The sequence below is a fragment of the Lysinibacillus sp. NPDC056959 genome (assembly GCF_042674095.1).
Classification (GTDB): domain Bacteria; phylum Bacillota; class Bacilli; order Bacillales_A; family Planococcaceae; genus Lysinibacillus; species Lysinibacillus zambalensis.
The window spans coordinates 105544-130374 of the sequence record NZ_JBHURE010000004.1; the positions used below are offsets into that span (position 1 = coordinate 105544).

Genomic DNA, 24831 nt, shown 5'->3' on the forward strand with positions numbered 1-24831 from the left:
AGGAGCTCATAAAATTTTATATGAGTACCTGGTTTTATTTAATATTTATGAGTTTTAAAAAGATTCTTTTGTTGGCATTAGGTAGTCCAAACGCTAGAGCTCCTACGACTTTCCCGTTTTCACGGATTGGAAAAGAAAACGCATTTATGGCAACGCCGTATACATCCTCCGGTATAACAACATCAGCATTTTTCCCACTAAAGGCAATGAAAACATTTTGGTCATTAGCATTTACTTTTTGACCATCTTGATAGCCTGAATCTACACGTTTGCCAGCTAAGTATTTTATAACTGTTTCACTTTCCTTCTCAACGACAGCCACGATTGCTTCTTCCTTTAATGCAAGGTGGATATAGGGTACTGAAAGGGCTAAAGCTTCAATAATCTTCATGAAAATTCCTCCAAGTCTGTTCAACAAAAATAGTTTGGTCATCGGAGCCTAATTGCCAATGATTGCAAGATGATTACTTTCAATGTAACACAATATTTGCCAACTCTATATAGATAAAAACTAAATTTATATGAAGAAAATATGACTATAGTCATGGGTTGGGTGTTAAATGAAATCGTGCATACAAGAGATAAATTTGTCTATTTTATGACAAACAATCGTGAATTTTGAAGATTATTGTATTAGAATAATAGTAGCATTGGAAGTACGTTAAGGAGAGAGAGAAATGGATTACATTCAAAAAGGGACAAAGGCGTTTCATAAAGCAAACTGGGCTTTATTTTTAGCGGGCTTTATTACCTTCGCCAACTTATATGTGACACAGCCATTATTACCAACATTTGCGAAGGAGTTTCATGTATCACCAGCTATTGCGAGTTTAACGCTTTCTGTGACAACCTTTGCGTTATCCATCAGTATGATTATTGTTGGCTCATTATCAGAGGCATGGGGAAGGAAGTCTTTGATGACGGTTTCTATTTTTGCGGCATCTATAATTACGCTTGCCCTTGCCTTTTCTCCTAATTTTGAAACGATATTAGTGTTACGTGTTATACAGGGTATTGTTTTTGCAGGGTTGCCAGCAATTGCGATGGCTTATTTAGGGGAGGAAATGGATCCATCTAGTTTAGGTATTGCAATGGGCTTATACATAAGTGGTAATTCGGTAGGTGGGCTTAGTGGCCGAGTTATTATAGGGACATTAACGGATCTTTACAATTGGCAAGTGGGGATGGTTGTACTAGGTGTTATCAGTCTAATGATTAGTGTGTTATTTATCTGGATGCTTCCTAACTCCAAGCGTTTTACAGCTCGACCATTACAGATAAAATCATTGGCGACGTCTCTTTTACAACATTTAAAGGACCCATCCATGCTTTGTCTTTTTGGTATTGGCTTCGTATTAATGGGGGGCTTTGTGACTCTTTATAACTACATTGGTTTTAAATTGATGGCGCCCCCTTATAATCTAAGTGCTACGATTGTTGGTTGGATTTTTGTTATTTACTTAGTAGGTACTTTTAGCTCTGCTTGGTTCGGAAGTCTAGCTGATCAATATGGCCGTCAAAAGATGCTGTTATTGTCTATTGCGATCATGTTTACAGGGGCGATTTTAACATTAAATGGGCTACTTAGTTTAAAAATTTTAGGGATTACAATCTTTACATTTGGCTTCTTTGCAGCACATTCGATTGCTAGTGGCTGGGTAAGTAAACGAGCCACTCATGATAAAGCACAAGCTTCTTCTCTCTATTTATTTTTTTATTATTTCGGTTCAAGTGTTGGAGGAACGGTTGGGGGTGTGTTTTGGATGCACTTTGGCTGGGGAGGCGTTATATGTATGATTGCGGTATTTTTAGTCATAGCATGCTTACTTTCATTTTTATTAAAGAGGATCATTACTAAACAACGCATTGTAGCAGGGCACTAGGAATCTTTTTTATTTGTGGTGTGTTATTGAGTTTATTTCCTTCATTTACATGATCTTCATAAAAAATGATTTGTCCTAAACTATTTGATAGTATAATAAGTAGACTGGATATAAAGAGGAGTTGAAAGATATGTTTACACGTAGTAAAGGATTTTCTTTTGTCTTTGCTTTGATGGCGGCAGTTTTAGTTTTGACAGGTTGTGGAGCAGCTAAAGAAAAAGCGGAAGACAATGTAGATTATTCATCAAAGGTGAAGGAAAATCCAATTGTGACGATTACGATGAACAATGATGAAAAAATCGTCATCGAATTAGAGCCTTCTACAGCGCCGAATACGGTAGCAAATTTTATTTCCTTAGCTAAAAAAGGCTTTTATGATGGTCTTATATTCCATCGAGTTGTCCCTGATTTTATGATTCAAGGTGGAGATCCTTCAGGTAATGGTACAGGAGGACCGGACTATTCGATAGAAGGTGAGTTTACATCAAATGATTTTAAAAATGATTTAAAGCATGAACGTGGTGTCATTTCAATGGCTCGTTCAAATGATCCGAATTCTGCGGGATCTCAATTTTTCATTATGGTAAAGGATACTCCGCAACTTGATGGCGAATATGCTGCTTTTGGGAAAGTAATCGAGGGGATGGAAACAGTAGATGCTATCGCTGCTGTTGAACGAGAAGATGAAAAACCAATAAAAGACCAACAAATGAAAAAGGTCGAAGTAGATACAAAGGGCTTTGATTACCCTGCCCCAAAGGTAATAAAATAACAGATTTATAAATCCGAAACAAAAAAGCATGAGAGATCAGTTTTGATCTTCCATGCTTCTTTGTATTTAACCCATAATGTTGTAGCCTGCGTCAATGTAAATCGTTTCGCCTGTTACACCGCGAGATAAGTGAGAAAGCATCACGATGGTCATGTCTGCTACTTCATCTTGTTGAACATTACGTTTTAAAGGAGCTGTTTCTTCGATTTTGTGTAAAATTGTATTGAAAGAAGGAACCCCTTTTGCAGCAAGTGTGCGGATCGCTCCTGCTGAGATCGCATTAACGCGAATATTATCTTTACCAATATCTGCAGCAAGATAGCGCATAGATGCCTCTAATGCAGCTTTTGCTACACCCATAACATTGTAACCATCTAGTACACGCTCTGCTCCTAAGTAACTCATTGTTACGATAGAACCGCCCTCAGTCATATAAGGATGTGCGGCCTTTGCTGCTGAAATAAGAGAATAGGCGCTAGTGTCTTGTGCAAATGCATAGCCATCACGAGTTGTATTTAAGAAGCGATTGTGTAAATCTTCTGCATTAGCAAACGCTACTGAGTGGACAATCCCATGGATTACCCCTACTTTTGTACCGATTTCTTCGAAAGCTGCTTTTGTGCTCTCGTCGCTGTTGACATCACATTGTACGATCAGTGAATCGGATTGTCCGATTTTCTCTAATTGCATTTGTAATTTTTTTAATGAACGTTCTTGACGGTACGTGAAAATAACATTTGCACCTACATCAAATAAACGTTTTGCGATACCCCAAGCAATACTTCGATCGTTTGCCACGCCCATTACGACAATATTCTTATCTTTTAATTGTAATAAATTATCCATCATCTAATAAGAACCCCTTTATATTTATGAAATAATATCTGTTATTAGTACCAACTACTAAAATCTTATCATACATAAAAAATGGTTGCAATAATAAGTTGAAAAGAGTGACCAAATTTACATTAACAAGTACAAAAAAATCCATCTCCATTATGTTAGAGATGAATCGTGGTATAAGCATCTGTTACTAAGTGATTCGTTTGTAAAAAATGGCTCTTCACCATAACGTTTGGTTGATTTCCGTTCCGGCTGGGCGCTTTGTTGTTGCTGCCGCTTCGCTTTCGCACAGATAAAACATTTGTTGCTGCCGCTTCGCTTTCGCACAGAAAACATCCGCTGCGCTGCAGGGTCTCGGGCCAACACGATGTTGGTCACGAAGGCGGTATCACATGATGTGATGATTTTAGCCTTCGTTCCTCTATTGTTGATCCCTAAGGAGTCGCTCAGTCACCGCTTCAATCAACTAATACATGAGGAGATAAAATAAAGGCACCCAGTTAAGGATGCCTTTAAAGATACAGTTAAACCTATTCGAATTTTAATGAGTCGCCATCGAAAGTCTCATCTGCTACTTTGATTGAGTCAGTTGGGCAGCCTTCGAAAGCATCTTGCATGTCTTCTAGTAGATCTTCTGGAACTTCAGTTGTTCCCATGTTATCATCTAAAATAACGAAGGCGATACCTTCATCATCATAATCATAAATATCTGGTGCTGCGGCTCCGCAAGCGCCGCAAGCGATACATGTATCTTTATCAACAATTGTGTATTTAGCCATATTTTTTTTCTCTCCTTTTACATGTTCCTATCAAAGCTTCATACTCATTTTAAAGATGTTTATCTTACATTTCAACATAAATACTATTAAATTGGAGGAATTTGCGTCTATGTTTCATCAAATTTTATTGCAAATCTTTCAAAAACTAAATAACGAACGAACTATTTCTGCTGCTTATCATGTATTAAGAGGAAAGCGCTCAGGCCAGACTATTCAAGACATTGGCCTATTTAAGTTACATAATTATTTTGGGTTATTACCTAAGTTACCTCGGAAGACATTTGATGAAGCTGTATCATTATTTTTGCAGTATAGTTGGTTAACAATACAAGAATCTGGTCACTATTCCATGAAAAAGCTAGGTTTACAGCGAGCGGAGCAGACGCCTGACTTTTTATTTGACGGATGGCACTATAGGGGTAATGAGCATATATTTTTTGCAAGGCTCTCGTTAATTATACAAAGTTTATCTTATCAAAGTGCTGGGGTTCGTTCATTTTCTCCTATTAGTAGGGATACGAATATTCAATCCTGGGTACGATCTTTTTTAGTTGAGCATCACTATCAAGATGGTCATTTACAGCAACAATTATTGCAGGAATGTGAACAGGTACTGTCTATGTTACCCTTGTCAAATGCTAATAAGCAACTCGTCCTCTATCGGTTAAGTGGTCATAGATTACCAGGATGGACGTGGCAACAGCTCGCTAGTCAACGCCAGGAAACAGTTTTAGATTGTCAATTAGCGTTTATAGAATTGCTACATACGTATTTAAATGAAATTCATCAGACAAATGATTGTCCCTTGCTCAGTAAAATAACAGAGGGATTAAGAGTAAAAGCATTATTAACCGATTCAGCGCAGCAAACAGCACATTTATATGAGCAGGGCTATTCAATTGAACAGATTGTGCAAATAAGGAAATTAAAACAAAGTACTATAGAGGATCATTTGGTAGAATTAGCTATGAATGAACCGAACTTTTCGATTGGTCCGTTCGTCTCTTATGAAGAAGCGGAAAAAGTTTGGCAGGCATCGAAACATTATCAAACTAAAAAATTGAAAACATTGCATGAAGTAGTTGAAGGTATGAGTTATTTTCAGTTAAGGCTTGTCCTTGCGAAAGGAGAAGTATAAATGGAACTTGAACTTGAACAAACGTTAGCAAAGTATTTTGGCTATACAACATTTCGTCCAGGCCAAAAAGAGGTCATTGAAGCAATTTTAGAAAAAAAAGATGTTATTGCTTTATTACCAACAGGAATGGGGAAATCACTTTGTTACCAGTTGCCAGGATATATTTTGCAGAAGCCGGTTTTAATTGTTTCTCCTTTGCTTTCTCTTATGCAGGATCAAGTAGAAGAGCTAAAACGCTTTGGTGAAAAGAGGGTAGTTGCCTTAAATTCATTTTTAACCGTAAGTGAAAAACGATATGCGTTACATTTCTTAGAGCAGTTTCGTTTTATCTTTACTTCGCCAGAGATGCTTTTACAGCAACAGGTTCAAGATAAGCTTTCACAAATGCAGCTAGGTCTTATCGTAGTGGACGAGGCACACTGTATTTCACAGTGGGGCTTTGATTTTAGACCAGATTATTTACGAATTGGACAATGGTTTTCACAAGTGAATCGGCCACCAGTTTTAGCTTTATCAGCGACTGCGACGAATAAAGTAGTCAATGATATACGAGAAACATTGTCATTGGATACGCCATTTGAGTTTTTGTACAATGTGGATCGGCCTAATATTCACCTTGGGCGTGTTGTATTTGAGGATAGGGCAGATAAAGCACATTGGATTATGCAACATGTTAAAGAGACTGCAGGACCGGGTATATTATATATGTCCTCGCGGAAGCGTGCTGAACAATATAGTGAGGCGCTTATACAGGCAGGTATAAGAGCTGCAGCGTATCATGCAGGCTATATTGCTGAGGACCGTCAGTTTATTCAGCAACAGTTTATTGACGGAGAGCTTGACTGGATTGTGGCTACGAATGCTTTTGGAATGGGTATCAATAAGTCTGATATTCGTCAGGTCATCCATGAAACGATGCCTGCTAATGTAGAAAATTACATGCAGGAAATTGGCCGTGCAGGGCGTGATGGTCAACCAGCGCTCGCTATATTACTATATAGTGATGGCGACGAGGAACTTACGAAATTTGTTGTAACAGGCGATTTGCCAACAGTTGGTCATGTTGATCGTTATCAGGAACTACTAAATCAGCAAGTACACCCTTCTCAAATGTTGAAAAATGGAGAACTAAGTGAGACCGCTTTTCGTGTGCTTGATTACTGGCTGCAACAAGAAACGATGGAACAAGTTAAAGTGCGTTTAAATCATTTGGCACTAGAAAAATATCATGCTGTCGATAAAATGCATAAAATGACTCAGACAAAAGACTGTATACGCACAAAATTAGTCGGGTATTTTGGGCAAAAATTGCTGAAAAAACCGGAAAACTGTTGTGAAAATTGCGGAATCCATTATGATGAAATCAATAAGGTACGCTTGACGGAAGAGAAAAAAATAGAAATGATTCCATGGGAAAGTCGGTTAAAACAACTCTTAATGGGTTTATAGAGGCTTATCACCAAAAGTTGTGGATGACATTTGATAAACGTAGTTTCGACTGGCGACTCCTTGGGAATCAGCGATAGAGAAACAAAGGCTAAGACCTTCACATCCTTGATAACGCCTTCGTGACCAACATCGTGCTGTCGCTTCGCTTTCGCACAAAAAACATCTGTTGGCCAGAGACCCAGGGCAAGTCTTGCGAGAGAAGCGGCTTAGCGGATGCCTTCAGGAAAGTGTCCAGTCGGAACGGATAGACTCTAAGCTTTGGTGATATGCCCTTTTTAGACTATAATTTACGGTCATTTACTTTTTTCGCAAAATTCGTCATAATAGAATGATAGAAAGCGTAGTGAGGTTGGAGGAAAGACGAATGAGTAAAGAAGATTATCGCGATAAAATCGAAGAACATCGTCAATCTTTTGAAGAAGAACAAAAAGAACAGGAAGCTTTATCTAGAGTTGCAAGAATGAATAAAAATGGAAGTAATAATAAAAAGCCAAAAAATACAAAACGAAAAACGCCATTAATGACGATTCTTTTTGTGATTTTTATCTTAATTCCATTATCAATATTAGTCTATTTCTTAAAATTCTATGAACCTGGATCAACGATTGAAGAAGCTGAAAAAAATTCTTCGGAAGAAATTGTAGAAATTGACAAGTCAGGGGATAAAGCTGTACCTGTGTCAACTGACAAAAACAAAGATGGCGATAAAGCAAAGGAAACGTCTAAGAAAGACGCAGAGAAATTAGCGTCAGAACAGAAGGCAGCAGAGGAAGCGAAAAAAGCCGAAGCAGCCAAGAATGCAGAAGAAGCTAGAAAAGCCGAAGCAGCTAAGAATGCAGAGCAAGCTAGAAACGCAGAAGAAGCTAGAAGAGCACAAGCCGAAGCAGATAGAAAAGCTGAACAAGCACGTAAGGCTGAGGAAGCACGAAAAGCAGAAGAAGCAAAACAATCTGCAAATGCAAGTACACATACTGTAAAAGCAAGTGAAAACCTATATCGTATTGCATTGAATCACTACGGTGATGGCAGTGAAGCGACACTAGCGAAAATCCGTGCAGCCAACGGTATGTCTTCTAATAATATATCAGTTGGGCAAGTGATTAAGTTACCATAAGAAAGCAGATGTCATTCTTTGGCAATAATGTTTTTCGAGTATAAAATAATGGACAAACGTTAACACCAAATAGGGTTAAGGCGTACGTCTTATTTAGTGAAAAGGCGATTCTTTATTTTAAATGAATCGTCTTTTTGTTTTCGTAAGGAGAAGTGAAAGAATGATTTATTTTGGACTATTTATTTTAGTAGTCATCGCGTTCGTGCTTTATATGTTGAAGGTTGCACATGAAAATAATGTTTTACATCATCAATTGCAATTAAAGGGTGAACAGGAAAAGATCCGACTATTTTTTATTTCGGATACCCATTTACGCAAAATTAACCGCCAGATGATTGAGCAGTTAGATGGTCCATTTGATGCTGTTATTATTGGTGGAGATTTTGCAGATGGACGCACACCCATTCAACGTATTCATGACAACCTAAATTTATTAACGCCTTTAGGACCAACTTATTTTATATGGGGTAATAATGACAGAGAAGTAGGCGAAGAGCGATTTCGAAGTATTTTACAGGACCATGGTGTTCAGATTATTGCCAATGATGCTGTATTACTCCCTAAAAAAAACCGCTTTTGGCTTAATGCAATTGAAGACACATCTATAATGAAAAGTAGGTTTGATGAGGCATTTGCAAAGGTCGAAGAGAAAGACTTAGTTATTTTCATCGCACATAACCCTGGTGTTTTTGCAGAAGTCCGTGCAAAATTTAGAGCAGATTTAATGATGGGTGGGCATTTACATGGTGGTCAAATTAGAATTGGCCCATATGGGGTGCATCCTAAAGGCTCATATCGGGAGCGTGAAGGTGTGATGACGTTAGTAAGCAATGGTTACGGTACGACATTATTACCTTTCCGGCTTGGTGCGAGACCGCAGTGTCATATTATTGACATTGAAGTTTCGGGTAAATAAACAACCAAAACTCGTTAGAAGGCGTATAATGGAAGCGATAAGGATTTATTCGGTAAATGCCCAATTAATCAATTATGCCTTGGCATAATTGCGTTCGGAATCGGCTTTGTGCATGCACAAAGAACTCCTTTCCGATTTCCGTTCATCCGCCGGAGGCTTTAGGCCAACAAATGTTTTCTGTGCGAAAGCGAAGCGTCAGCAACAACATGAAGTTGGTCACTCAGTCATTGCCACAGGACGTGGCGTTCTTAGACTGAGTTCCTTTATTTCAGCGGATGTTTGGTCACCTGCTGAAAAGTAACAAACCCGCATTCATCTCACCATCTATAGAAGTGGGAGACTTCTGTACCTGTAGCCTCGCTATCGGTACAAAAGACATTTGTAGCTGACGTTTCACTTTCGCTACGAAAACATTTGCTGAAAGAAGTTAAAAGTAAAGTATTAGTATTTTGCTAATACAAAGTTGATAGGAGTGTCAAGAAATGCAGCAAGTAGATGCAATTATTGTTGGAGGAGGCCCATGTGGTTTAGCAGCAGCAATAGCCTTGCAAAATATTGGTTTAAAGCCAATTGTTATTGAAAAAGGAAATATCGTAAATGCGATTTACAATTACCCTACACATCAAACTTTTTTTAGTACGAGTGAACGACTAGCTATTGGTGATGTCCCTTTTATTATTGAAGGTCGTAAACCAAAGCGAAACCAAGCACTAGTTTATTATCGAGAAGTTGTGCGTTTGAAGGATATTCAAGTAAATCGCTTCGAAAAAGTAGATAGCGTTGTAAAAAATGGAGAGATGTTTACAGTAACGACAGATAAAGAGGTTTATACAACACCTTATGTTGTGATTGCAACAGGCTACTATGACCATCCAAATTATTTAAACATTCCAGGTGAGAAATTACAGAAAGTCTACCATTACTTTAAAGAGGGACATGAATTTTTTGATACTGATGTTCTTGTAATCGGTGGGAAAAATTCAGCAGTAGATGCAGCGCTTGAGTTGAATAAGGCCGGAGCTCGCGTTACTGTTGTCTACCGTGGTAGTGAGTATTCACCTAGCATCAAGCCATGGGTTTTACCAGAATTTGAAGGACTAGTACGAAATGATGAAGTCCAAATGCATTTCAATACAAATATACTGGAAATCCGTGAGCATGAGGTCGTTGTAGAAATGGATGGCAACGAAAAAACATTCAAAAATGATTTTGTTTTTGCGATGACAGGCTATCATCCTGACCATTCATTTATTCGAGCAATGGGTGTCTCTATTGATGATGAAACGGGTCGTCCTTTCTTTAATCCAGAAACTATGGAAACAAATGTAGAAGGATTATTCATTGCAGGAGTTATTGCAGCTGGAAATAATGCCAATGAAATTTTTATTGAAAATGGTCGTTTCCATGGCGATTGTATTGCGAAGACAATTGTAGAAAAAGAAAAATAGCAATAGGAGCTGTATAGGCAAGTAAGCTGCTTATACAGCTTTTTTTTTCGGAAAGAAGGGCTTAAGCGATGGATGAAAGAGTCCAAGCGAAGGAAAAAAGGGCTGAAGTGACGGATAGAGAGCAAGGTGGCTCATCAGATGCTCCCTATGAAAGGCCCACTCGAAACGGAAATCAACCCCGCGTTATAATGATGATAAGTAATTTCTCTAATCAAATCGAAGTTGATAAAAAAGGTGTGAAGGAATGCCTTGGTTACTGAGTTATTTTGCAGGGAGCTTTATGACGGCTTATTTTGTTAAAAAGTATATGGTGTTAATTTACAGGAAGAAAGAAGTAAAAACATAGGGGCTAGAAATGCAGGTAGTGTGATTGGAAAAGATGCTATATTTGGACCTTTTTAGGGGATACTTTAAAAGGTGCTCTCATTGTTTTACCAACAAAGTTCGATTCCGTTCACATTACCAGCAGTACTTGTTGATAATGTTGTTGCAGCATTACAAGCATATCCAGAAAGATATGGACAGCTACAGCAACGTTTTAACTTCTTTCAGCAGGTGTTCAAAAACCCGCTGAAAGAAGTTAAAGCCTCCGGCGGATGTCACGGAATCGGAAAGGAGTTCGCAAAGGATGTTAGCCTAAAATCATCGCATCCATGCGATAACGGCTAACTGACCTGCATCGGTAAAAACGCCACGTCCTGTGGCATTACCGAAATGACCGACATCGTGTCGGCCCTCGTGCAGGCCTAAGCACAAAGCCGATTAAGGACGCAATTATGCCGAGGCATAATTGATAACATAACATTGCAGCAGCTACCATTCAGGCACTATCAAGTTTCAACTAGACAGTATCCGATGCTCATCACTTTACAGCTTTCTAAGGATTTGGCAAATTTACAGAGAGATTTAAATTTAAATGGTTTTTATGTTCATGCGGATAGCCAATACTTACGTCGAAGAAATTTCGTACAGCTGTCTGTTATTAAGCCAGATTTTGATATAGCAATCGATCAGTTACATAATATTTTAGGTTATTATAAGCAAATTATAGATGCATAAGCCAACGTGAATATCGAATACATTAGCCTTACATGAAAAATTCTTTTAAATCAATAGGCGCTCCAACTTTATTGAGCCCAATTAATAATTTTAATCGAGCCTTTTGACCATTAATGCCGGTTGCAAATATAGCTCCTAGGTCTTCGAGCATTTTGCCACCACCATCATAGCCGTATACACCTTCTGCGATACCATTAAAACAACGGGATACGAGTATAACTGGAATGCCGCGTTCTATAAGACTTTCAATACCTTTCACTACTGATGGAGGGACGTTGCCTTGTCCAAGGCCCTCTAATACAACGCCATCATATTTACATGCGAGTACTACATCAAGTAAATCAACTTCCATGCCAGCGTACACTTTCAGCATGGCTACTCGTTTTGATAATCCATCTATATCTACATATTGACGGCGGATAGGAGCATGATGAAATAATATTCTTGATTTTGTAATAAGTCCGATCGGGCCATACTGAGGTGACTGGAAAGTATTTACTGAACTGGTGCTTGTTTTTGTAGTATTAACAGCAAGGTGGACTTCGTCATTCATGGCAACAAGAACGCCTTTCTCGCGAGCTTCTTCATCTACAGCTACACGAACGGCTTCTACTAAATTATAAACGCCGTCTGCACCAAGTTCGTTTGAGGAGCGCATGGCACCTGTTAAAACAATAGGAATTGATAAATCAGTCGTTAACTCTAAAAAGTATGCTGTTTCTTCTAATGTATCAGTACCATGGGTGATAACAACGCCATCAATTTTCTCCTCTGCAACTTTTTCGATAATAAGATTACGTAATTTAAGCATTTCTTTTTGAGTAATATGTGGTGATGGGAGGTTAAATGCCTCCATTTCAATAATTGTGGCAAGCGCATCAAGTTTACTACTTTCCTTCATAAGAGGATTTTCCTTGTTAGGCATAACGGCACCTTCATCGCTCATCGCCATAGATATTGTTCCACCTGTATGAATTAATAAAATTGTTTTTTTCATAAAAAATAATATCTCCTTTTAAAAAGTTTTGTGTCATAACATGGTATAATAATAGCAGTTTATCTTCATGTAATAGATGTTTTTTGTCGGAAAATGTCACAAAAGTTTTCCGCCTATGACATACGATATACTTTTTGTCCAATAACCGACAGAATAGATAAACATAGGCTATGAAATTTCACATCCTGCAAAAATGCTAAAGTTAACCAACATTGTGATCCGGACGCTTCACTTTCGTATAAAAAACATTGTTGGAAAAGTCAGAAGGATGTCACGAATTTTAAAATCTTAACATCATTATGTCAAGGTGAAATTGATTTTTGAAAGGGGCCGGCATCATGATCATCTTATTATCAGCTGCCATTGCTCCCGGTTTAGCGCTTTTTAGTTACTTTTATTTGCGCAATCAGATGGCAACGGAGCCAAGAAGAACCTTACTTCAAACGTTTTTGTATGGCGCATTTTTAACGTTCCCAATCTTGTTCTTACAATATGTACTAACAGAGGAAGGGGTCTTTCGATATCTTTATCTACAAGATGTAGTTTTTTCGAGTGTAGTTGAAGAGTTTTTTAAATGGTTTATTCTGTTAATCGCAATCTACAATCATGTAGAATTCGATGATCCTTATGATGGCATACTGTATGGTGCAAGCATATCTCTTGGTTTTGCCACGATTGAAAATGTTCTTTATTTATTTTCTTTCGGTTTAGATACTGCTTTTATGCGTGCATTATTACCTGTATCGAGTCATGCTTTGTTCGGTGTTGTAATGGGCTATTATTATGGACGTGCCAAGTTTTCAAAGTTTGCAAAGACGAAAGAAATGATTGCTATGGCGCTTTGTGCACCGGTAGTATTACACATTTTATATAATACAATTTTATCATTTAAAGGATATTGGGTATATTTAATGATACCTTTTATGCTATTTTTGTGGTGGTTTGGGCTACGAAAAGTCAAGCTTGCTCACTATCACCTAGTACAACATTTGCATATGCATAAAAAAATATAAAGCGTAGAAATCTAAAAAAGATTTCTGCGCTTTTCTTTTTTAACTTCTTTCAGCACATGTTTTCGTAGCGAAAGTGAAACGTCAGCTACAGAAATCTTCCACCTCTATAGGTGGTGAGAGGAATGCGGATTTAAGTTACTTTTCAGCGGGGGTCCAAACACGCTGAAATATAGGAACTCAATCTAAGAACGCTAACTGACCTGCATCGGTAAAAACGCCACGTCCTGTGGCATTACCGAAATGACCGACATCGTGTCGGCCCTCGTGTTGTTGTTGCTGACGCTTCGCTTTCGCACAGATAAAACCGTGTTGCTGACGCTTCGCTTTCGCACAGACAAAACCAAGACCTTTTGCTGACGCTACGTTAGCACTGCGCTTTCGCACAAAAAACATCTGCAGGCCTAAGAACAAAGCCGATTCCGGACGCAATTTTGCTGAAGCAAAATTGATATGTATAAAATGAGTCGTTTGTTTCAAGCTATGAAAAAAAGGAGTGATGATAGTGCGTTTAGTAAGCATAATTTTTGCTTTGATGTTGGGGATTAGTATATTTGCTATTCCGCAAAATGATGCCATTGCATTTACCGAGCAACAGATTTCTCGTGGTGCTTATGGAGATGATGTAATTGAGCTACAAGCAAGGCTACAATACTTAGGGTTTTATAAAAGTAAAATTGATGGCAAATTTGGCTATAACACATATTGGGCTTTACGTAATTTCCAAGAAAAATATGGTTTACCAATAGATGGGGTAGCTGGTGCTAAAACTAAAAAAGCTTTATCAGGTTATTCAGATTACGATGAAGGATGGGTCAAAGCGCAATTAAATGCAGGAAATCAATTCACCTATTTTGGTGGAGTTCCACTTGATCAGCAAGTGAAAGCAAACACTGGCGGCGGTGGTGGCGGTAAAAGCAGTGGTAGTAGTAATAATAATGGTACTCAAACTCAAATACCTCCAAAATATACTGACAGAGATATTCAGTTAATCGCGAATGCTGTTTATGGTGAAGCTAGGGGAGAGCCTTATGAAGGGCAGGTAGCAGTAGCGGCTGTTATTTTAAATCGTTTAGAGAGTCCTGATTTCCCAAATACTATTTCAGGTATCATTTTCCAACCGCTAGCCTTTACTGCGGTGGCAGATGGACAAATTTGGCTTGAACCAAACGAACGTGCAAAAGAAGCGGTTCTTGATGCTATGAATGGATGGGATCCTTCAGAAAATGCACTTTATTATTTTAATCCGAAAACAGCTACAAGTAAGTGGATTTGGTCAAGACCTCAAATTAAACGAATTGGAGAACACATTTTCTGTTCATAGAAAGGAGGAAAACAAATGAGAACTATGCTCGTTATACTCACTGCGGCAGTTATTGGCTTAGGGGCATATAGCATTAATATGTACGGAGAAAATAAAAGTTTACAACGTACTGTGCTAGCTCAGTACACAGATAATTTAACGGATGCATCTGAAAAATTATCGCATCTACAAAGAGCTGTTTCACAATCTCTATTGTTTCGAGATGATCAAGCGATTCACAATGAGTTAGATTCTGTTTGGCGACTAAGCTCTGACGTTCGAACGTCTATGTCTAATATTCCTATCGGGCAGGAAATGTCGAACGACTGGCTAAATTACTTAGGGCGCCTCGGAGATGAGGCAAAGAAAACATCTAAAACAGGTGATTACCAAGCTTGGCGAGAAAAAATGCCACAAGTCTCTACAAATTTACAATCACTTTCAGATGAATGGTCAGCTGCAACAGTAGATTTTTATAAAAATAACGGTAAAATGGATGTCTGGTTACGACAAGTAGATACGAAGAACCCTAATACAACATTTGATAATGTACAAAAGACATTAAAGGATTACGGTGAAAAAGATTTCCCGCTTACATTAAGTGAATCGGATTGGCAGAAAAAAATAGAACTTAAAGCATTACAAGATTCAGTCATTACTGAAAAAGAAGCATTGGAAAAAGTAAAACAATTATTCCCTATCATAAAAGATGCAACATTTACTGTTACAAAAAGTAGCGATACTGCACCATATCCGTTTTATCATATCCAATTCCACCAAGGCATTCGTTTAGGATATGTTGATTTAACAGAAAAAGGCGGGCATTTAATTTCCTACTTAGTGGAACGTCCGGTAGATGAAGCAAGGGTATCGCAGGATGAAATTATGAAAAAAGCTGAAGAATATGTAAAACGACTTGGAATGAATGATGTTGCATTTGTGGAAACTCGTGAAAATCATCAGGCATGGCATGTGACATTTGCACGGGTTCACCCTGGTGATAATGCATTGGTTTATGCGGATGGGGTGCAATTAAAACTTGCTAAGGATACAGGCGAGTTACTTGGTGCAAATGCGATGGAATATATTCAGGAAGAGACGATTAAACAACAAACAGCAAAACCAATTGATTGGAAAACTTTCTTCGATGCCGACGTGAAAGTAGAAGAAGTAAGAAATATTTATACAGATAATGGTCAATTTGAACAGCGCCTTTGTTATGAGGTAATTGCGGTACGTGATAAAAATACGCAAGAAACGTTCAGAATTGTTATTGACGCAGAAAATCACAATGTTTTAAAAGTGGAATATTTAACGTAATCTAAGAAAAAACTACCAGTTTTTATATAGCCAGAATGGGCATCTCATGCGATAATAAAGTATATTTGTGTTCGAGGAGATGCTCATGGAAATAAAAATTGGTACTCAATTAGAACTTGAACCAACTTATACAGAGAGTGTTGAAAAATTTCGCTGTAAAGTTGTAGAACAAACTGAAAATATTATTTATATCGATTATCCAATAAATGTTGCCACAAACAAAACAGCTTTTTTAATAGATGGATCTGAATTTAGAGCATCTTTTCATACGGATGATAAACAATCATTTGCTTTTAGTACTGAAGTGGTTGGGCGTAGAGCTGGTAACATTCCTATGATTATGTTGCATTGTCCAAAGGAAGATGACTTTATTAAAATTCAGCGTCGTGAATATGTACGTGTGGAAACGCCTGTAGATATAGCGATACAGTTTCAAGATGCCAAATATCAGCTAGTAACAACGGATATTAGCGCAGGTGGATTGGCAGTTCTCTTGAAAGGGGTAATTAATTTCCAAGCTGGTGATGATGTTCAGTTAACAATCGTTTTACCATATGCCAACGGAGATGTTAAATACGTGATTACGGATGCGATGGTTGTTCGTATATTCGAAAAAGATGCCCAAAAAATTGCCACTATACAACTAACAGATACTGATGATGATGACCAACAACATATTGTTCGTTTCTGTTTTGAACGTCAGTTAGTAAATCGTCGTAAAGAAATAAATCCTTTTGATGATTAATTTTTTCGCTTATTAATTGTTTTCTCAACCGCTATAGGTGGGTGAGATGAATGCGGATTTAAGCTGCTTTTCAGCGGATGTCCAAAAACCCGCTGAAAAAGAGGAACACGGTCTAACAACGCCACGTCCAGTGAAATTTTACTGAAATGATCGATATCATTCGTCCCTCATGCAGGACAAATCACAAAGTAGATTCTGGAGCAATTATGCCGAGGAATAATTGATAGGAAGTTTACACACCTTCAACTCGAGTAGTAATTAGATTTTAGAAAGCCCTCTCCTTGAAGAGGGCTTTTTTATGATACAATATGGTGTGATAGAAAGTAGGGGGAAATATGAAGAAAAACATTCAAATTGCGATTGATGGACCGGCTGGCGCTGGAAAAAGCACAATCGCAAAAATCGTTGCAGAGGCACTTGAATTTACTTATATCGATACAGGTGCTATGTATCGTGCTGTCACGTATAAAGCAAAGCAACAAAACATACATTTAGATGATGAAATAAAATTAGCAGAAATGCTTGCATCTAGCACAATTGACTTAAAGCCTTCTTCTCAAGGACAACTTGTCTTTTTAGATGGAAAGAACGTTTCTGCTGAAATTCGATCAAATGAGGTCACTTCATCTGTTTCACAAGTAGCAGCTCATGCTAAAATACGCGAACTATTAGTAAAGCAGCAACAAAAACTTGCAGCTAATGGCGGTGTAGTGATGGATGGGCGCGATATTGCTACACATGTATTAAAAAATGCAGAACTAAAAATATTTATGTCTGCAACTGTAGAAGAGAGAGCAAGACGTCGTTTTATTGACAATCAAAAGCGAGGAATTGAATCTACCGTTGAAAAGCTTCAAGAAGAAATTGCCCTGCGCGATAAAATGGATAGCGAGCGTGAAGCATCACCACTAATTCAAGCAGAAGATGCCATATTTTTAGACACGACAGCATTGTCAATTGATGATGCAGCACAGGCCATTTTAAAATTAGCGCAAGAAAAAATGCTGTAAATCCGAAAATTTCAGACAATTTTTTGAATTTAAAGGATTTATTTTTGTCTTTGTCTTCAATATCGAATAAAATAGTAAGGGAAGATGCGAAGGAGGGTTACATATGTCTGAAGAAATGAACAATGTAGAACAAACGTTTAACGAAGGTGATATCGTCAAAGGTATCGCTGAGCAGGTTGATGAAAAAGCGGTAACTGTTTCAATCCCAGGTGCACCATTTGACGGTATTGTACCGATAAGTGAATTATCAAGCTTACACATTGAAAAAGCGTCTGACGTCATCTCTGTCGGAGATGAGTTGGAGTTGATGATTACAAAAGTTGAAGAAGAAAACTATGTATTATCAAAACGTAAAGTAGATGCTTTAAAAGCATGGGATACACTTGAGCAAAAATTCAACGCTGAGGAAATTTTCGAAGCGGAAGTAAAAGATATTGTTAAGGGTGGTCTTGTCGTAGATTTAGGGGTACGTGGCTTCGTTCCAGCATCCCTAGTAGAAGACTACTTTGTTGATGATTTTGAAGACTATAAAGGTAAGTCTCTTAACTTTAAAATTGTTGAGCTTGATAAAGAAAAAAATCGCTTGATTTTATCACATCGTGCTGTAGTGGAAGCTGAAAAAGCTTCTCAAAAGAAAGATGTTATTAACCAAATTAAAACTGGCGATGTTTTAGACGGTAAAGTACAGCGTATTGCATCATTTGGTGCCTTTATTGACCTTGGTGGTATCGATGGCCTTGTTCATATTTCACAAGTGTCTCATGAGCATGTGAGTGATGTGAGTGAGGTTTTATCAGAAGGACAAGAGGTGAAGGTGAAAGTCCTTTCTGTAGACCCAGCAAATGAGCGTATTTCGTTATCTATTAAAGAGACGATACCTGGTCCTTGGTCGAACATTGAAGAGCGTGCAGCTAAAGGTACAGTGTTAGATGGAAAAGTAAAACGTCTTACTTCTTTCGGAGCATTTGTGGAAGTTTTCCCAGGTGTAGAAGGTTTAGTGCATATTTCGCAAATCGCGCATAAGCACATTAATACGCCTCATGAAGCTTTAAAAGAAGGACAAGAGGTACAGGTGAAAGTGCTTGACGTAAATGCTGCAGATGGCCGTTTAGCATTAAGCATTAAAGATTTACTTGAAAATCCTGAGGCAGAGGAAGTAATCGACTATGAATTACCAGAAGAAAACACAGGTTTCTCTTTCGGTGATGTCATTGGCGATAAGCTGAAAAACTTTAAATAAACTTGACAAGCGAGGATACGGTTTGTGTCCTCGCTTTTTTATGGAGGAAACGGATAGAAAAGCCAAAGCGACGGGAAGAACAATCAAAGTAAAACGGATAGAATAAATCAGACTCGAAGATAATTACATCACATGAACATTCAAACAGCTCAGCCGAAATGATATAAAAATTTCTAAATAGACTTAAAGAACGATACATAGCGCGCACATTCATGGATATGATATGATATAATGGCATTTTTCGTGTATAATAGCGAAAGACAAGAAGTTGGAAGGATGAAGTACAGATGACGAAACCAGTAGTAGCCATCGTAGGTCGTCCGAACGTAGGTAAGTCGACGATTTTTAATCGTATCGTTGGAGAACGTGTCTCGATTGTGGAAGATATTCCAGGCGTTACACGCGACCGTATTTATAGTTCGGCAGAGTGGTTAACACATGACTTTAATATTATTGATACAGGTGGTATTGAGATTGGGGACGAGCCGTTTTTAGAACAAATTCGTCAACAAGCGGAAATCGCCATTGATGAAGCGGACGTTATTATCTTTATGACAAATGGTCGTGAAGGTGTAACAGCTGCTGATGAGCAAGTAGCTAAAATTTTATACAAAACAAAAAAACCGGTCGTTTTAGCAGTTAATAAAATTGATAACCCGGACATGCGCGAAATGATTTATGATTTCTATGCGCTTGGCTTTGGTGAGCCTTGGCCAATTTCTGGTTCTCACGGCTTAGGCTTAGGGGATTTATTGGACGAATGTGCTAATCATTTCCCTAAGGAAGATGAAGAGCAATATGGAGAAGAGGTTATTAAATTCTCGTTAATTGGTCGTCCAAATGTCGGAAAATCTTCGTTAGTAAATGCATTTTTAGGCCAAGACCGCGTTATTGTGAGTAATATCGCAGGGACTACTCGAGATGCTATTGACACTCCGTATGAGTATGATGGTCAGGAATATGTCATTATTGATACGGCAGGTATGCGTAAAAAAGGGAAAGTATACGAAACGACAGAGAAATACTCTGTATTACGTGCGTTACGAGCAATTGAACGTTCTGATGTTGTTTTAGTCGTTCTAAATGCAGAAGAAGGCATTCAAGAACAAGATAAAAAAATTGCAGGCTATGCGCATGAAGCAGGAAAAGCTGTTGTCATCGTAGTTAATAAATGGGATGCTATTGAAAAAGACGAAAAAACAATGAACGTCTTTACACAGCAAATCCGTGAGCATTTCTTATTCTTAGACTATGCACCGATTATTTTTGTATCGGCCAATACAAAGCAGCGTGTACATCAAATTTTACCGATTATACAACGTGTAAGTGAAAACCATGCAATGCGTATTCAATCATCTATCCTTAATGAGGTGATTGAGGATGCTGTGGCACGTAACCCAGCACCAGCTGATAAAGGACGCCGTCTTCGTATCTACTATGCTACCCAAGTTGCGATCCAGCCACCGACATTTGTCGTATTTGTTAATGAACCAGAGCTAATGCATTTCTCTTACGAACGATTTTTAGAAAACCGTATCCGAGATACATTTGATTTTGAAGGAACGCCAATTCGATTAATTTCCCGTGCTCGTGCTTAGGAAAAATATACACATACAATACGCCAGCCCGACAATATTGTTGGGTGGCGTCTTTTTACAAAAGAGCAAAGTATAATTTTCTCTAGCATTTTTCGTAACTAATAAGAGTGAATTGTTTTTCTTAACAAGGGAGGATTTTGAATGGAAAAAGTTTGTGTGTTAGGAGCAGGCTCGTGGGGTACAGCACTTGCGATGGTGCTTGCAGAAAATGGGCATGATACACTTTTATGGACTCATCGAACAGATCAAGCTGAAGAAATAAACAACCTGCATACTAATAGAAAGTATTTGCCGGAAACTGTACTGCCGACAAATTTGTATGCGACAAGTGATATTGCTAAAGCAGTTGCTCATTCGGAAACAATTATCGTAGCAGTGCCAACTAAGGCTATTCGAGAAGTATGTGAAAAAATGTGCGTAACACTCGATAAAAAAATACTGTTTGTGCATGTATCGAAGGGAATTGAGCCCGATACATTAAAACGAATTTCAGAAATTTTAGAAGAAAGTCTACCTGCAGAATTTGTAGAAGAAGTTGTAGTACTTTCAGGTCCAAGTCATGCAGAGGAAGTTGTCTTACACCACCCGACAACGGTTACAGCAGCTTGTGCAAACATTGAAGCCGCAGAAAAAGTGCAGGATTTATTTATGAACCAATATTTCCGTGTCTACACAAGCAAAGATGTGATTGGCGTAGAAATAGGTGGCGCATTAAAAAACGTAATTGCATTAGCGGCAGGTATTTCAGACGGATTAAATTATGGTGATAATGCCAAAGCGGCACTTATTACTCGAGGCTTAGCTGAAATTTCACGTCTTGGTGTTGAAATGGGAGGGAATCCATTCACATTTTCAGGACTTTCAGGCATGGGGGACTTAATTGTAACTTGTACAAGTGTACACTCTCGTAATTGGCGCGCAGGTAATTTATTGGGGCAAGGAATGAAACTACCAGAGGTACTCGATCAAATGGGCATGGTTGTTGAGGGGGTACGCACAACAAAAGCGGCCTATCAGCTAGCAGAAAAATATGATGTTGCTATGCCAATCACAGCGGAGCTTTATAGTGTTCTATTTAATAATATCGAACCCAAAATAGCGGTTGATACATTAATGATGCGTATGAAAAAGCGAGAAATCGATGACATGATATACTAAATTAATGGAAATGGATAAATAAGGTTAATCAATATACCTAATCTATTTGATTAGTTTTGTCATAAAATGGACATAAATAAGGTGTCTCAGAGAATATCTGAGACGCCTTATTGTGTGCTGTTAATTAATTATTTTATACAGGATGTCCATTTAACTTCTAGCAAAAGTCTTCTACCTCTATAGACGGTGGTATGATGCGGTTTTAAGCTACTTTTCAGCGGGTGTCCAAACATCCGCTGAAATAAAGGAACCCAGTCTAAGAACGCCACGTCCTGTGGCAATGACTGAGTGACCAACATCATGTTGGCCCAAAGCTGATTCCGGACGCAATTTTGCCGAGGCATAATTGATTGATAGTTATTGGACAACTATTTCTTTTTAGCGAAAGCACATAGTATAATATATTTTGATTGTTTCGTGACGTTGTAGAAAGGTGGTTGTTTTAAATGGGTCCGTTAGCACATTTACCTGCGCTTGATGTAATGTGGGTATCGTTTTATTGTATTGGCTTTTTGATAATATCTATTGGTTTAATTTATCTCGGTCGTAATAAGATTTCGAACGTTTTTTTACGTACAATCGTAAATTTAATTGCATACATACTGTTTGGACTTGGCACATTTTTAATGGTTCTAATTGTAGCCACATGGCCAGCATAAAAATGATGAGGTGGAAGTGACATGAAAAAACTAAGTGCTTTTCTTTTGGTAATTGTAACCGCTGTACTTCTAGTAGGTTGTGCATATCCAGAAGACGAGAAAAGGGCAAAAGTAGTGCCGGATGCTGATAATTTAGCTGCGGTTCAGCGTGCGGTTGATGAATATCGTGAAGCAACTGGTGGACTAGTTCCAATTAAAAATAGCGAGCTAGATACAGATATATATATAAAATATTTAATTGATTTTGAAAAACTAATGCCTAAATATCTTGCGCAAATTCCTGGGAACGCCTATGAAAAGGGTGGGATTTTCCAGTATATTATTTGGGAACCTGAAAATGAAGCTAAAGTAAAATTGGTAGATTTAAATGCCGCAGAGCGAATTCGTGAAATTAATATTCGTAAACTTTCAAGTGAATATTTACCGATAAAGGGTGTATCTTCTGATAATGTATTTCAAATTAACTTTGAAAAATTGGGCTATAAAACAGATGTAACTGTGAAGAGCCCTTATTCTGGTGCTGAATTACCAATATTTATGACAGGCGATGGCGAAATGCATGTCGACTATTCAGTAGATTTAGGGCAACTACTAAAAGAAGAAAAGCATGATGTAAAACCTGGAGATGATATTCGTCAGCTACTTATCGATAAATATCCAGTAGTGCCAGCTTATTCATTACCATATACAGTAGATGAAAAAGGTGAGCCGATTTATTTTATGGACGCCTATAATAGTGACGCAAAAAAAGCTAGAGAAAAATTAATTCAAGAGTATGAATCCAAAAATAAAAAAGATTAGTCAATAAGCTCCTTACATTTGTGAGGGGCTTTTCATATTTATCTAACCGATCGCATATAGTGAAAAAGCGTAGATAAAGGAGGCAGAAACCTTGAGTGAAGCAGTATTTAGAGAAATTGCAGAGCGCACAAATGGCGATGTTTATATTGGTGTTGTCGGTCCAGTACGTGTAGGTAAATCAACATTTGTAAAAAAGGTTATGGAATCGGTCGTGTTACCAAATATTATGGATGAAACAGAAAGAATGCGTGCACAAGACGAGTTGCCACAAAGCTCGCCGGGGCCAGTCATAATGACTGCTGAGCCGAAGTTTGTGCCTGCCCAAGCAACACGTATTGCGGTCGGTGAAGATGAAATGACATTCCAAATTCGTTTAGCAGATTGCGTTGGTTATGTCATTGACGGTACAAAGGGCTATGAGGATGAAAATGGTCCAAAATTTGTGCATACACCTTGGCATACAGAGCCTATCCCTTTCCAGGAAGCGGCGAAAATAGGCACAGATAAAGTAATTCGTGACCATGCCAATATTGGCATTGTTGTAACAACAGATGGCACGGTCAATGGTATAAGTCGTCGTGCGGCGGAGAAGGCTGAAGAGGAAATTGTAGAGCAATTAATGGATATTGGAAAACCTTTTGTTATTGTATTAAATTGCCAAATGCCAGCTCGGGAGGAAACGGTGCAGCTTCGAAATGAGCTATTTGAGCGCTATAATGTTCCAGTAATTGCTATTTCGATTGATCAAATGCGCGCATCTGATATTCAGTATATTTTGCAAGAAGCATTATTTGAATTTCCAATTCGAACAATTGAGGTGGAAAAGCCAGATTGGTTAGATGTTTTAGATGCAACACACCCATTAAATGTTGCACTAATTGATTCGATGGAAGAAGTGCTGTCATCTATTATGAAAATTAGAGATGTGCAGCAGGCGTCAGATGCCTTTAAAGCCATTGATTTTATTGATCAAAGTGAAGTGGTACATGTGGATGCTGGTATTGGAACTGCGGTCATTCGAGTATCATTACAAGGCGAGCTATATAAGTCGGTTTGTAATGAATGGCTAGATGAACCAATTGAGACGAAGCGTGATTGGCTAGTCTTTATTAAAGAGGCGGCAGAAGCAAAAGAGGCACAAAAACGCTTTAAAACTGCTATTAGTCAAGCAGATTCGACTGGTTATGGTGTTACATTGCCAATGATGCAGGAGTTTGAGCCGACAGCACCAGAACTCATTAAACAAAATAATTTTTTTGGTGTCCGTATGAAGGCGAAAGCACCGTCATATCATATCATTCGTGTAGATATGGAATCAGAATTCGCGCCACTAATAGGCTCAGAATTCCATAGTCAACAATTGCTTAAGGATTTAAATCATGCTTATTTACATGATCGTGATGCTTTATGGAACACGCAGCTTTTTGGAACTCCGTTACATGAAGTGTTAAAAGAAGGGATACGCTATAAAATGGATGCAGTTCCAAATACAGCTAAAAAACGGATGCGACAAACAATTGAACGTATGGTGAACGAAGGCGATAGAGGATTAGTTACATTTATTTTGTAGTGATAAAAAGAAAAATAAA

At 38.2% G+C, this 24831-nt stretch carries 27 protein-coding genes; 22 read left to right on the top strand and 5 right to left on the bottom strand.

The window, feature by feature from the left end; all coding sequences use genetic code 11:
* Window positions 1–34: 34 nt before the first annotated feature.
* On the bottom strand, window positions 35–391 hold the full coding sequence (locus ACFTQ7_RS06705; RefSeq protein WP_386827844.1) for a hypothetical protein: 357 nt from the start codon (window positions 389–391) through the stop codon (window positions 35–37).
* Between the two features lie 286 nt (window positions 392–677).
* Here ACFTQ7_RS06705 and ACFTQ7_RS06710 point away from each other — a divergent pair, with 286 nt between their 5' ends.
* Both ACFTQ7_RS06710 and ACFTQ7_RS06715 read left to right on the top strand, forming a co-directional pair.
* The gene (locus tag ACFTQ7_RS06710) at window positions 678–1883 is read left to right on the top strand and encodes an MFS transporter (protein WP_386827845.1); all 1206 of its coding nucleotides are present in this window, start codon (window positions 678–680) and stop codon (window positions 1881–1883) included.
* 130 nt (window positions 1884–2013) lie between these two features.
* A complete protein-coding gene (locus ACFTQ7_RS06715) occupies window positions 2014–2655 on the top strand; it encodes a peptidylprolyl isomerase (RefSeq protein ID WP_386827846.1) in 642 nt (213 codons plus the stop codon).
* Window positions 2656–2721: 66 nt separating this feature from the next.
* Here ACFTQ7_RS06715 and ACFTQ7_RS06720 read toward each other — a convergent pair whose 3' ends face one another.
* The gene (locus ACFTQ7_RS06720) at window positions 2722–3504 is read right to left on the bottom strand and encodes an enoyl-ACP reductase FabI (protein WP_337991027.1); all 783 of its coding nucleotides are present in this window, start codon (window positions 3502–3504) and stop codon (window positions 2722–2724) included.
* A 524-nt stretch (window positions 3505–4028) separates the two neighbouring features.
* Window positions 4029–4277 (bottom strand): ferredoxin, encoded by a 249-nt coding sequence (locus tag ACFTQ7_RS06725; protein ID WP_053584054.1) that lies wholly within the window; start codon window positions 4275–4277, stop codon window positions 4029–4031.
* A 109-nt stretch (window positions 4278–4386) separates the two neighbouring features.
* On the opposite strand from ACFTQ7_RS06725, the gene ACFTQ7_RS06730 reads away from it, so the two are divergent.
* The 9 genes from ACFTQ7_RS06730 to ACFTQ7_RS06770 all read left to right on the top strand — a co-directional run bounded on the left by ACFTQ7_RS06730 (window position 4387) and on the right by ACFTQ7_RS06770 (window position 11401).
* Window positions 4387–5415, top strand: coding sequence for a YpbB family protein (locus tag ACFTQ7_RS06730; protein WP_386827847.1), 1029 nt, complete (start codon window positions 4387–4389; stop codon window positions 5413–5415).
* Entirely contained in the window at window positions 5416–6864 is a 1449-nt protein-coding gene (locus tag ACFTQ7_RS06735) for a RecQ family ATP-dependent DNA helicase (protein ID WP_386827848.1), read from the top strand.
* 364 nt (window positions 6865–7228) lie between these two features.
* Window positions 7229–7978, top strand: coding sequence for a LysM peptidoglycan-binding domain-containing protein (locus ACFTQ7_RS06740; protein ID WP_386827849.1), 750 nt, complete (start codon window positions 7229–7231; stop codon window positions 7976–7978).
* 160 nt (window positions 7979–8138) lie between these two features.
* The gene (locus ACFTQ7_RS06745) at window positions 8139–8894 is read left to right on the top strand and encodes a metallophosphoesterase (RefSeq protein ID WP_386827850.1); all 756 of its coding nucleotides are present in this window, start codon (window positions 8139–8141) and stop codon (window positions 8892–8894) included.
* 112 nt (window positions 8895–9006) lie between these two features.
* Window positions 9007–9195, top strand: coding sequence for a hypothetical protein (locus ACFTQ7_RS06750; protein ID WP_386827851.1), 189 nt, complete (start codon window positions 9007–9009; stop codon window positions 9193–9195).
* A 181-nt stretch (window positions 9196–9376) separates the two neighbouring features.
* Entirely contained in the window at window positions 9377–10342 is a 966-nt protein-coding gene (locus tag ACFTQ7_RS06755; RefSeq protein WP_386827852.1) for a YpdA family putative bacillithiol disulfide reductase, read from the top strand.
* A 68-nt stretch (window positions 10343–10410) separates the two neighbouring features.
* On the top strand, window positions 10411–10602 hold the full coding sequence (locus tag ACFTQ7_RS06760; RefSeq protein ID WP_386827853.1) for a hypothetical protein: 192 nt from the start codon (window positions 10411–10413) through the stop codon (window positions 10600–10602).
* 166 nt (window positions 10603–10768) lie between these two features.
* Window positions 10769–11011 (top strand): hypothetical protein, encoded by a 243-nt coding sequence (locus tag ACFTQ7_RS06765; RefSeq protein ID WP_386827854.1) that lies wholly within the window; start codon window positions 10769–10771, stop codon window positions 11009–11011.
* Window positions 11012–11197: 186 nt separating this feature from the next.
* Window positions 11198–11401: a hypothetical protein gene (locus ACFTQ7_RS06770; RefSeq protein WP_386827855.1), complete on the top strand. Its 204-nt coding sequence runs from the start codon at window positions 11198–11200 to the stop codon at window positions 11399–11401.
* A gap of 28 nt (window positions 11402–11429) precedes the next feature.
* On the opposite strand, the gene ACFTQ7_RS06775 is transcribed toward ACFTQ7_RS06770, so the two are convergent.
* Window positions 11430–12398, bottom strand: a complete 969-nt coding sequence (locus ACFTQ7_RS06775; RefSeq protein WP_386827856.1) for an asparaginase — start codon at window positions 12396–12398, stop codon at window positions 11430–11432.
* A gap of 338 nt (window positions 12399–12736) precedes the next feature.
* On the opposite strand from ACFTQ7_RS06775, the gene prsW reads away from it, so the two are divergent.
* Complete coding sequence (prsW, locus tag ACFTQ7_RS06780) at window positions 12737–13411, top strand: glutamic-type intramembrane protease PrsW (RefSeq protein ID WP_079559895.1); 675 nt, start codon at window positions 12737–12739, stop codon at window positions 13409–13411.
* 177 nt (window positions 13412–13588) lie between these two features.
* Here the strand turns inward: prsW and ACFTQ7_RS06785 are convergent, their stop codons facing one another.
* Complete coding sequence (locus ACFTQ7_RS06785; RefSeq protein ID WP_386827857.1) at window positions 13589–13795, bottom strand: hypothetical protein; 207 nt, start codon at window positions 13793–13795, stop codon at window positions 13589–13591.
* Between the two features lie 118 nt (window positions 13796–13913).
* On the opposite strand from ACFTQ7_RS06785, the gene sleB reads away from it, so the two are divergent.
* From sleB to spoIVA, 10 genes are all read left to right on the top strand, one after another.
* Window positions 13914–14732 carry a spore cortex-lytic enzyme gene (sleB, locus tag ACFTQ7_RS06790; protein WP_386827858.1) on the top strand — a complete coding sequence of 273 codons (819 nt, stop codon included), beginning with the start codon at window positions 13914–13916 and terminating at the stop codon, window positions 14730–14732.
* 15 nt (window positions 14733–14747) lie between these two features.
* Complete coding sequence (locus tag ACFTQ7_RS06795; RefSeq protein ID WP_349661176.1) at window positions 14748–16031, top strand: PepSY1/2 domain-containing protein; 1284 nt, start codon at window positions 14748–14750, stop codon at window positions 16029–16031.
* Between the two features lie 85 nt (window positions 16032–16116).
* On the top strand, window positions 16117–16776 hold the full coding sequence (locus ACFTQ7_RS06800; RefSeq protein WP_386827859.1) for a flagellar brake protein: 660 nt from the start codon (window positions 16117–16119) through the stop codon (window positions 16774–16776).
* Window positions 16777–17111: 335 nt separating this feature from the next.
* Window positions 17112–17786 carry a (d)CMP kinase gene (gene cmk, locus ACFTQ7_RS06805; protein WP_386827860.1) on the top strand — a complete coding sequence of 225 codons (675 nt, stop codon included), beginning with the start codon at window positions 17112–17114 and terminating at the stop codon, window positions 17784–17786.
* Between the two features lie 103 nt (window positions 17787–17889).
* Complete coding sequence (gene rpsA, locus ACFTQ7_RS06810) at window positions 17890–19026, top strand: 30S ribosomal protein S1 (RefSeq protein WP_349661179.1); 1137 nt, start codon at window positions 17890–17892, stop codon at window positions 19024–19026.
* 287 nt (window positions 19027–19313) lie between these two features.
* The gene (gene der, locus ACFTQ7_RS06815) at window positions 19314–20624 is read left to right on the top strand and encodes a ribosome biogenesis GTPase Der (RefSeq protein ID WP_386827861.1); all 1311 of its coding nucleotides are present in this window, start codon (window positions 19314–19316) and stop codon (window positions 20622–20624) included.
* Between the two features lie 141 nt (window positions 20625–20765).
* On the top strand, window positions 20766–21782 hold the full coding sequence (locus ACFTQ7_RS06820) for an NAD(P)H-dependent glycerol-3-phosphate dehydrogenase (protein ID WP_386827862.1): 1017 nt from the start codon (window positions 20766–20768) through the stop codon (window positions 21780–21782).
* A 446-nt stretch (window positions 21783–22228) separates the two neighbouring features.
* On the top strand, window positions 22229–22441 hold the full coding sequence (locus ACFTQ7_RS06825; RefSeq protein ID WP_079559903.1) for a DUF2768 domain-containing protein: 213 nt from the start codon (window positions 22229–22231) through the stop codon (window positions 22439–22441).
* 21 nt (window positions 22442–22462) lie between these two features.
* Window positions 22463–23242: a hypothetical protein gene (locus ACFTQ7_RS06830; RefSeq protein ID WP_386827863.1), complete on the top strand. Its 780-nt coding sequence runs from the start codon at window positions 22463–22465 to the stop codon at window positions 23240–23242.
* A 91-nt stretch (window positions 23243–23333) separates the two neighbouring features.
* The gene (spoIVA, locus tag ACFTQ7_RS06835) at window positions 23334–24812 is read left to right on the top strand and encodes a stage IV sporulation protein A (protein WP_386827864.1); all 1479 of its coding nucleotides are present in this window, start codon (window positions 23334–23336) and stop codon (window positions 24810–24812) included.
* The last annotated feature ends 19 nt before the right edge of the window (window positions 24813–24831 follow it).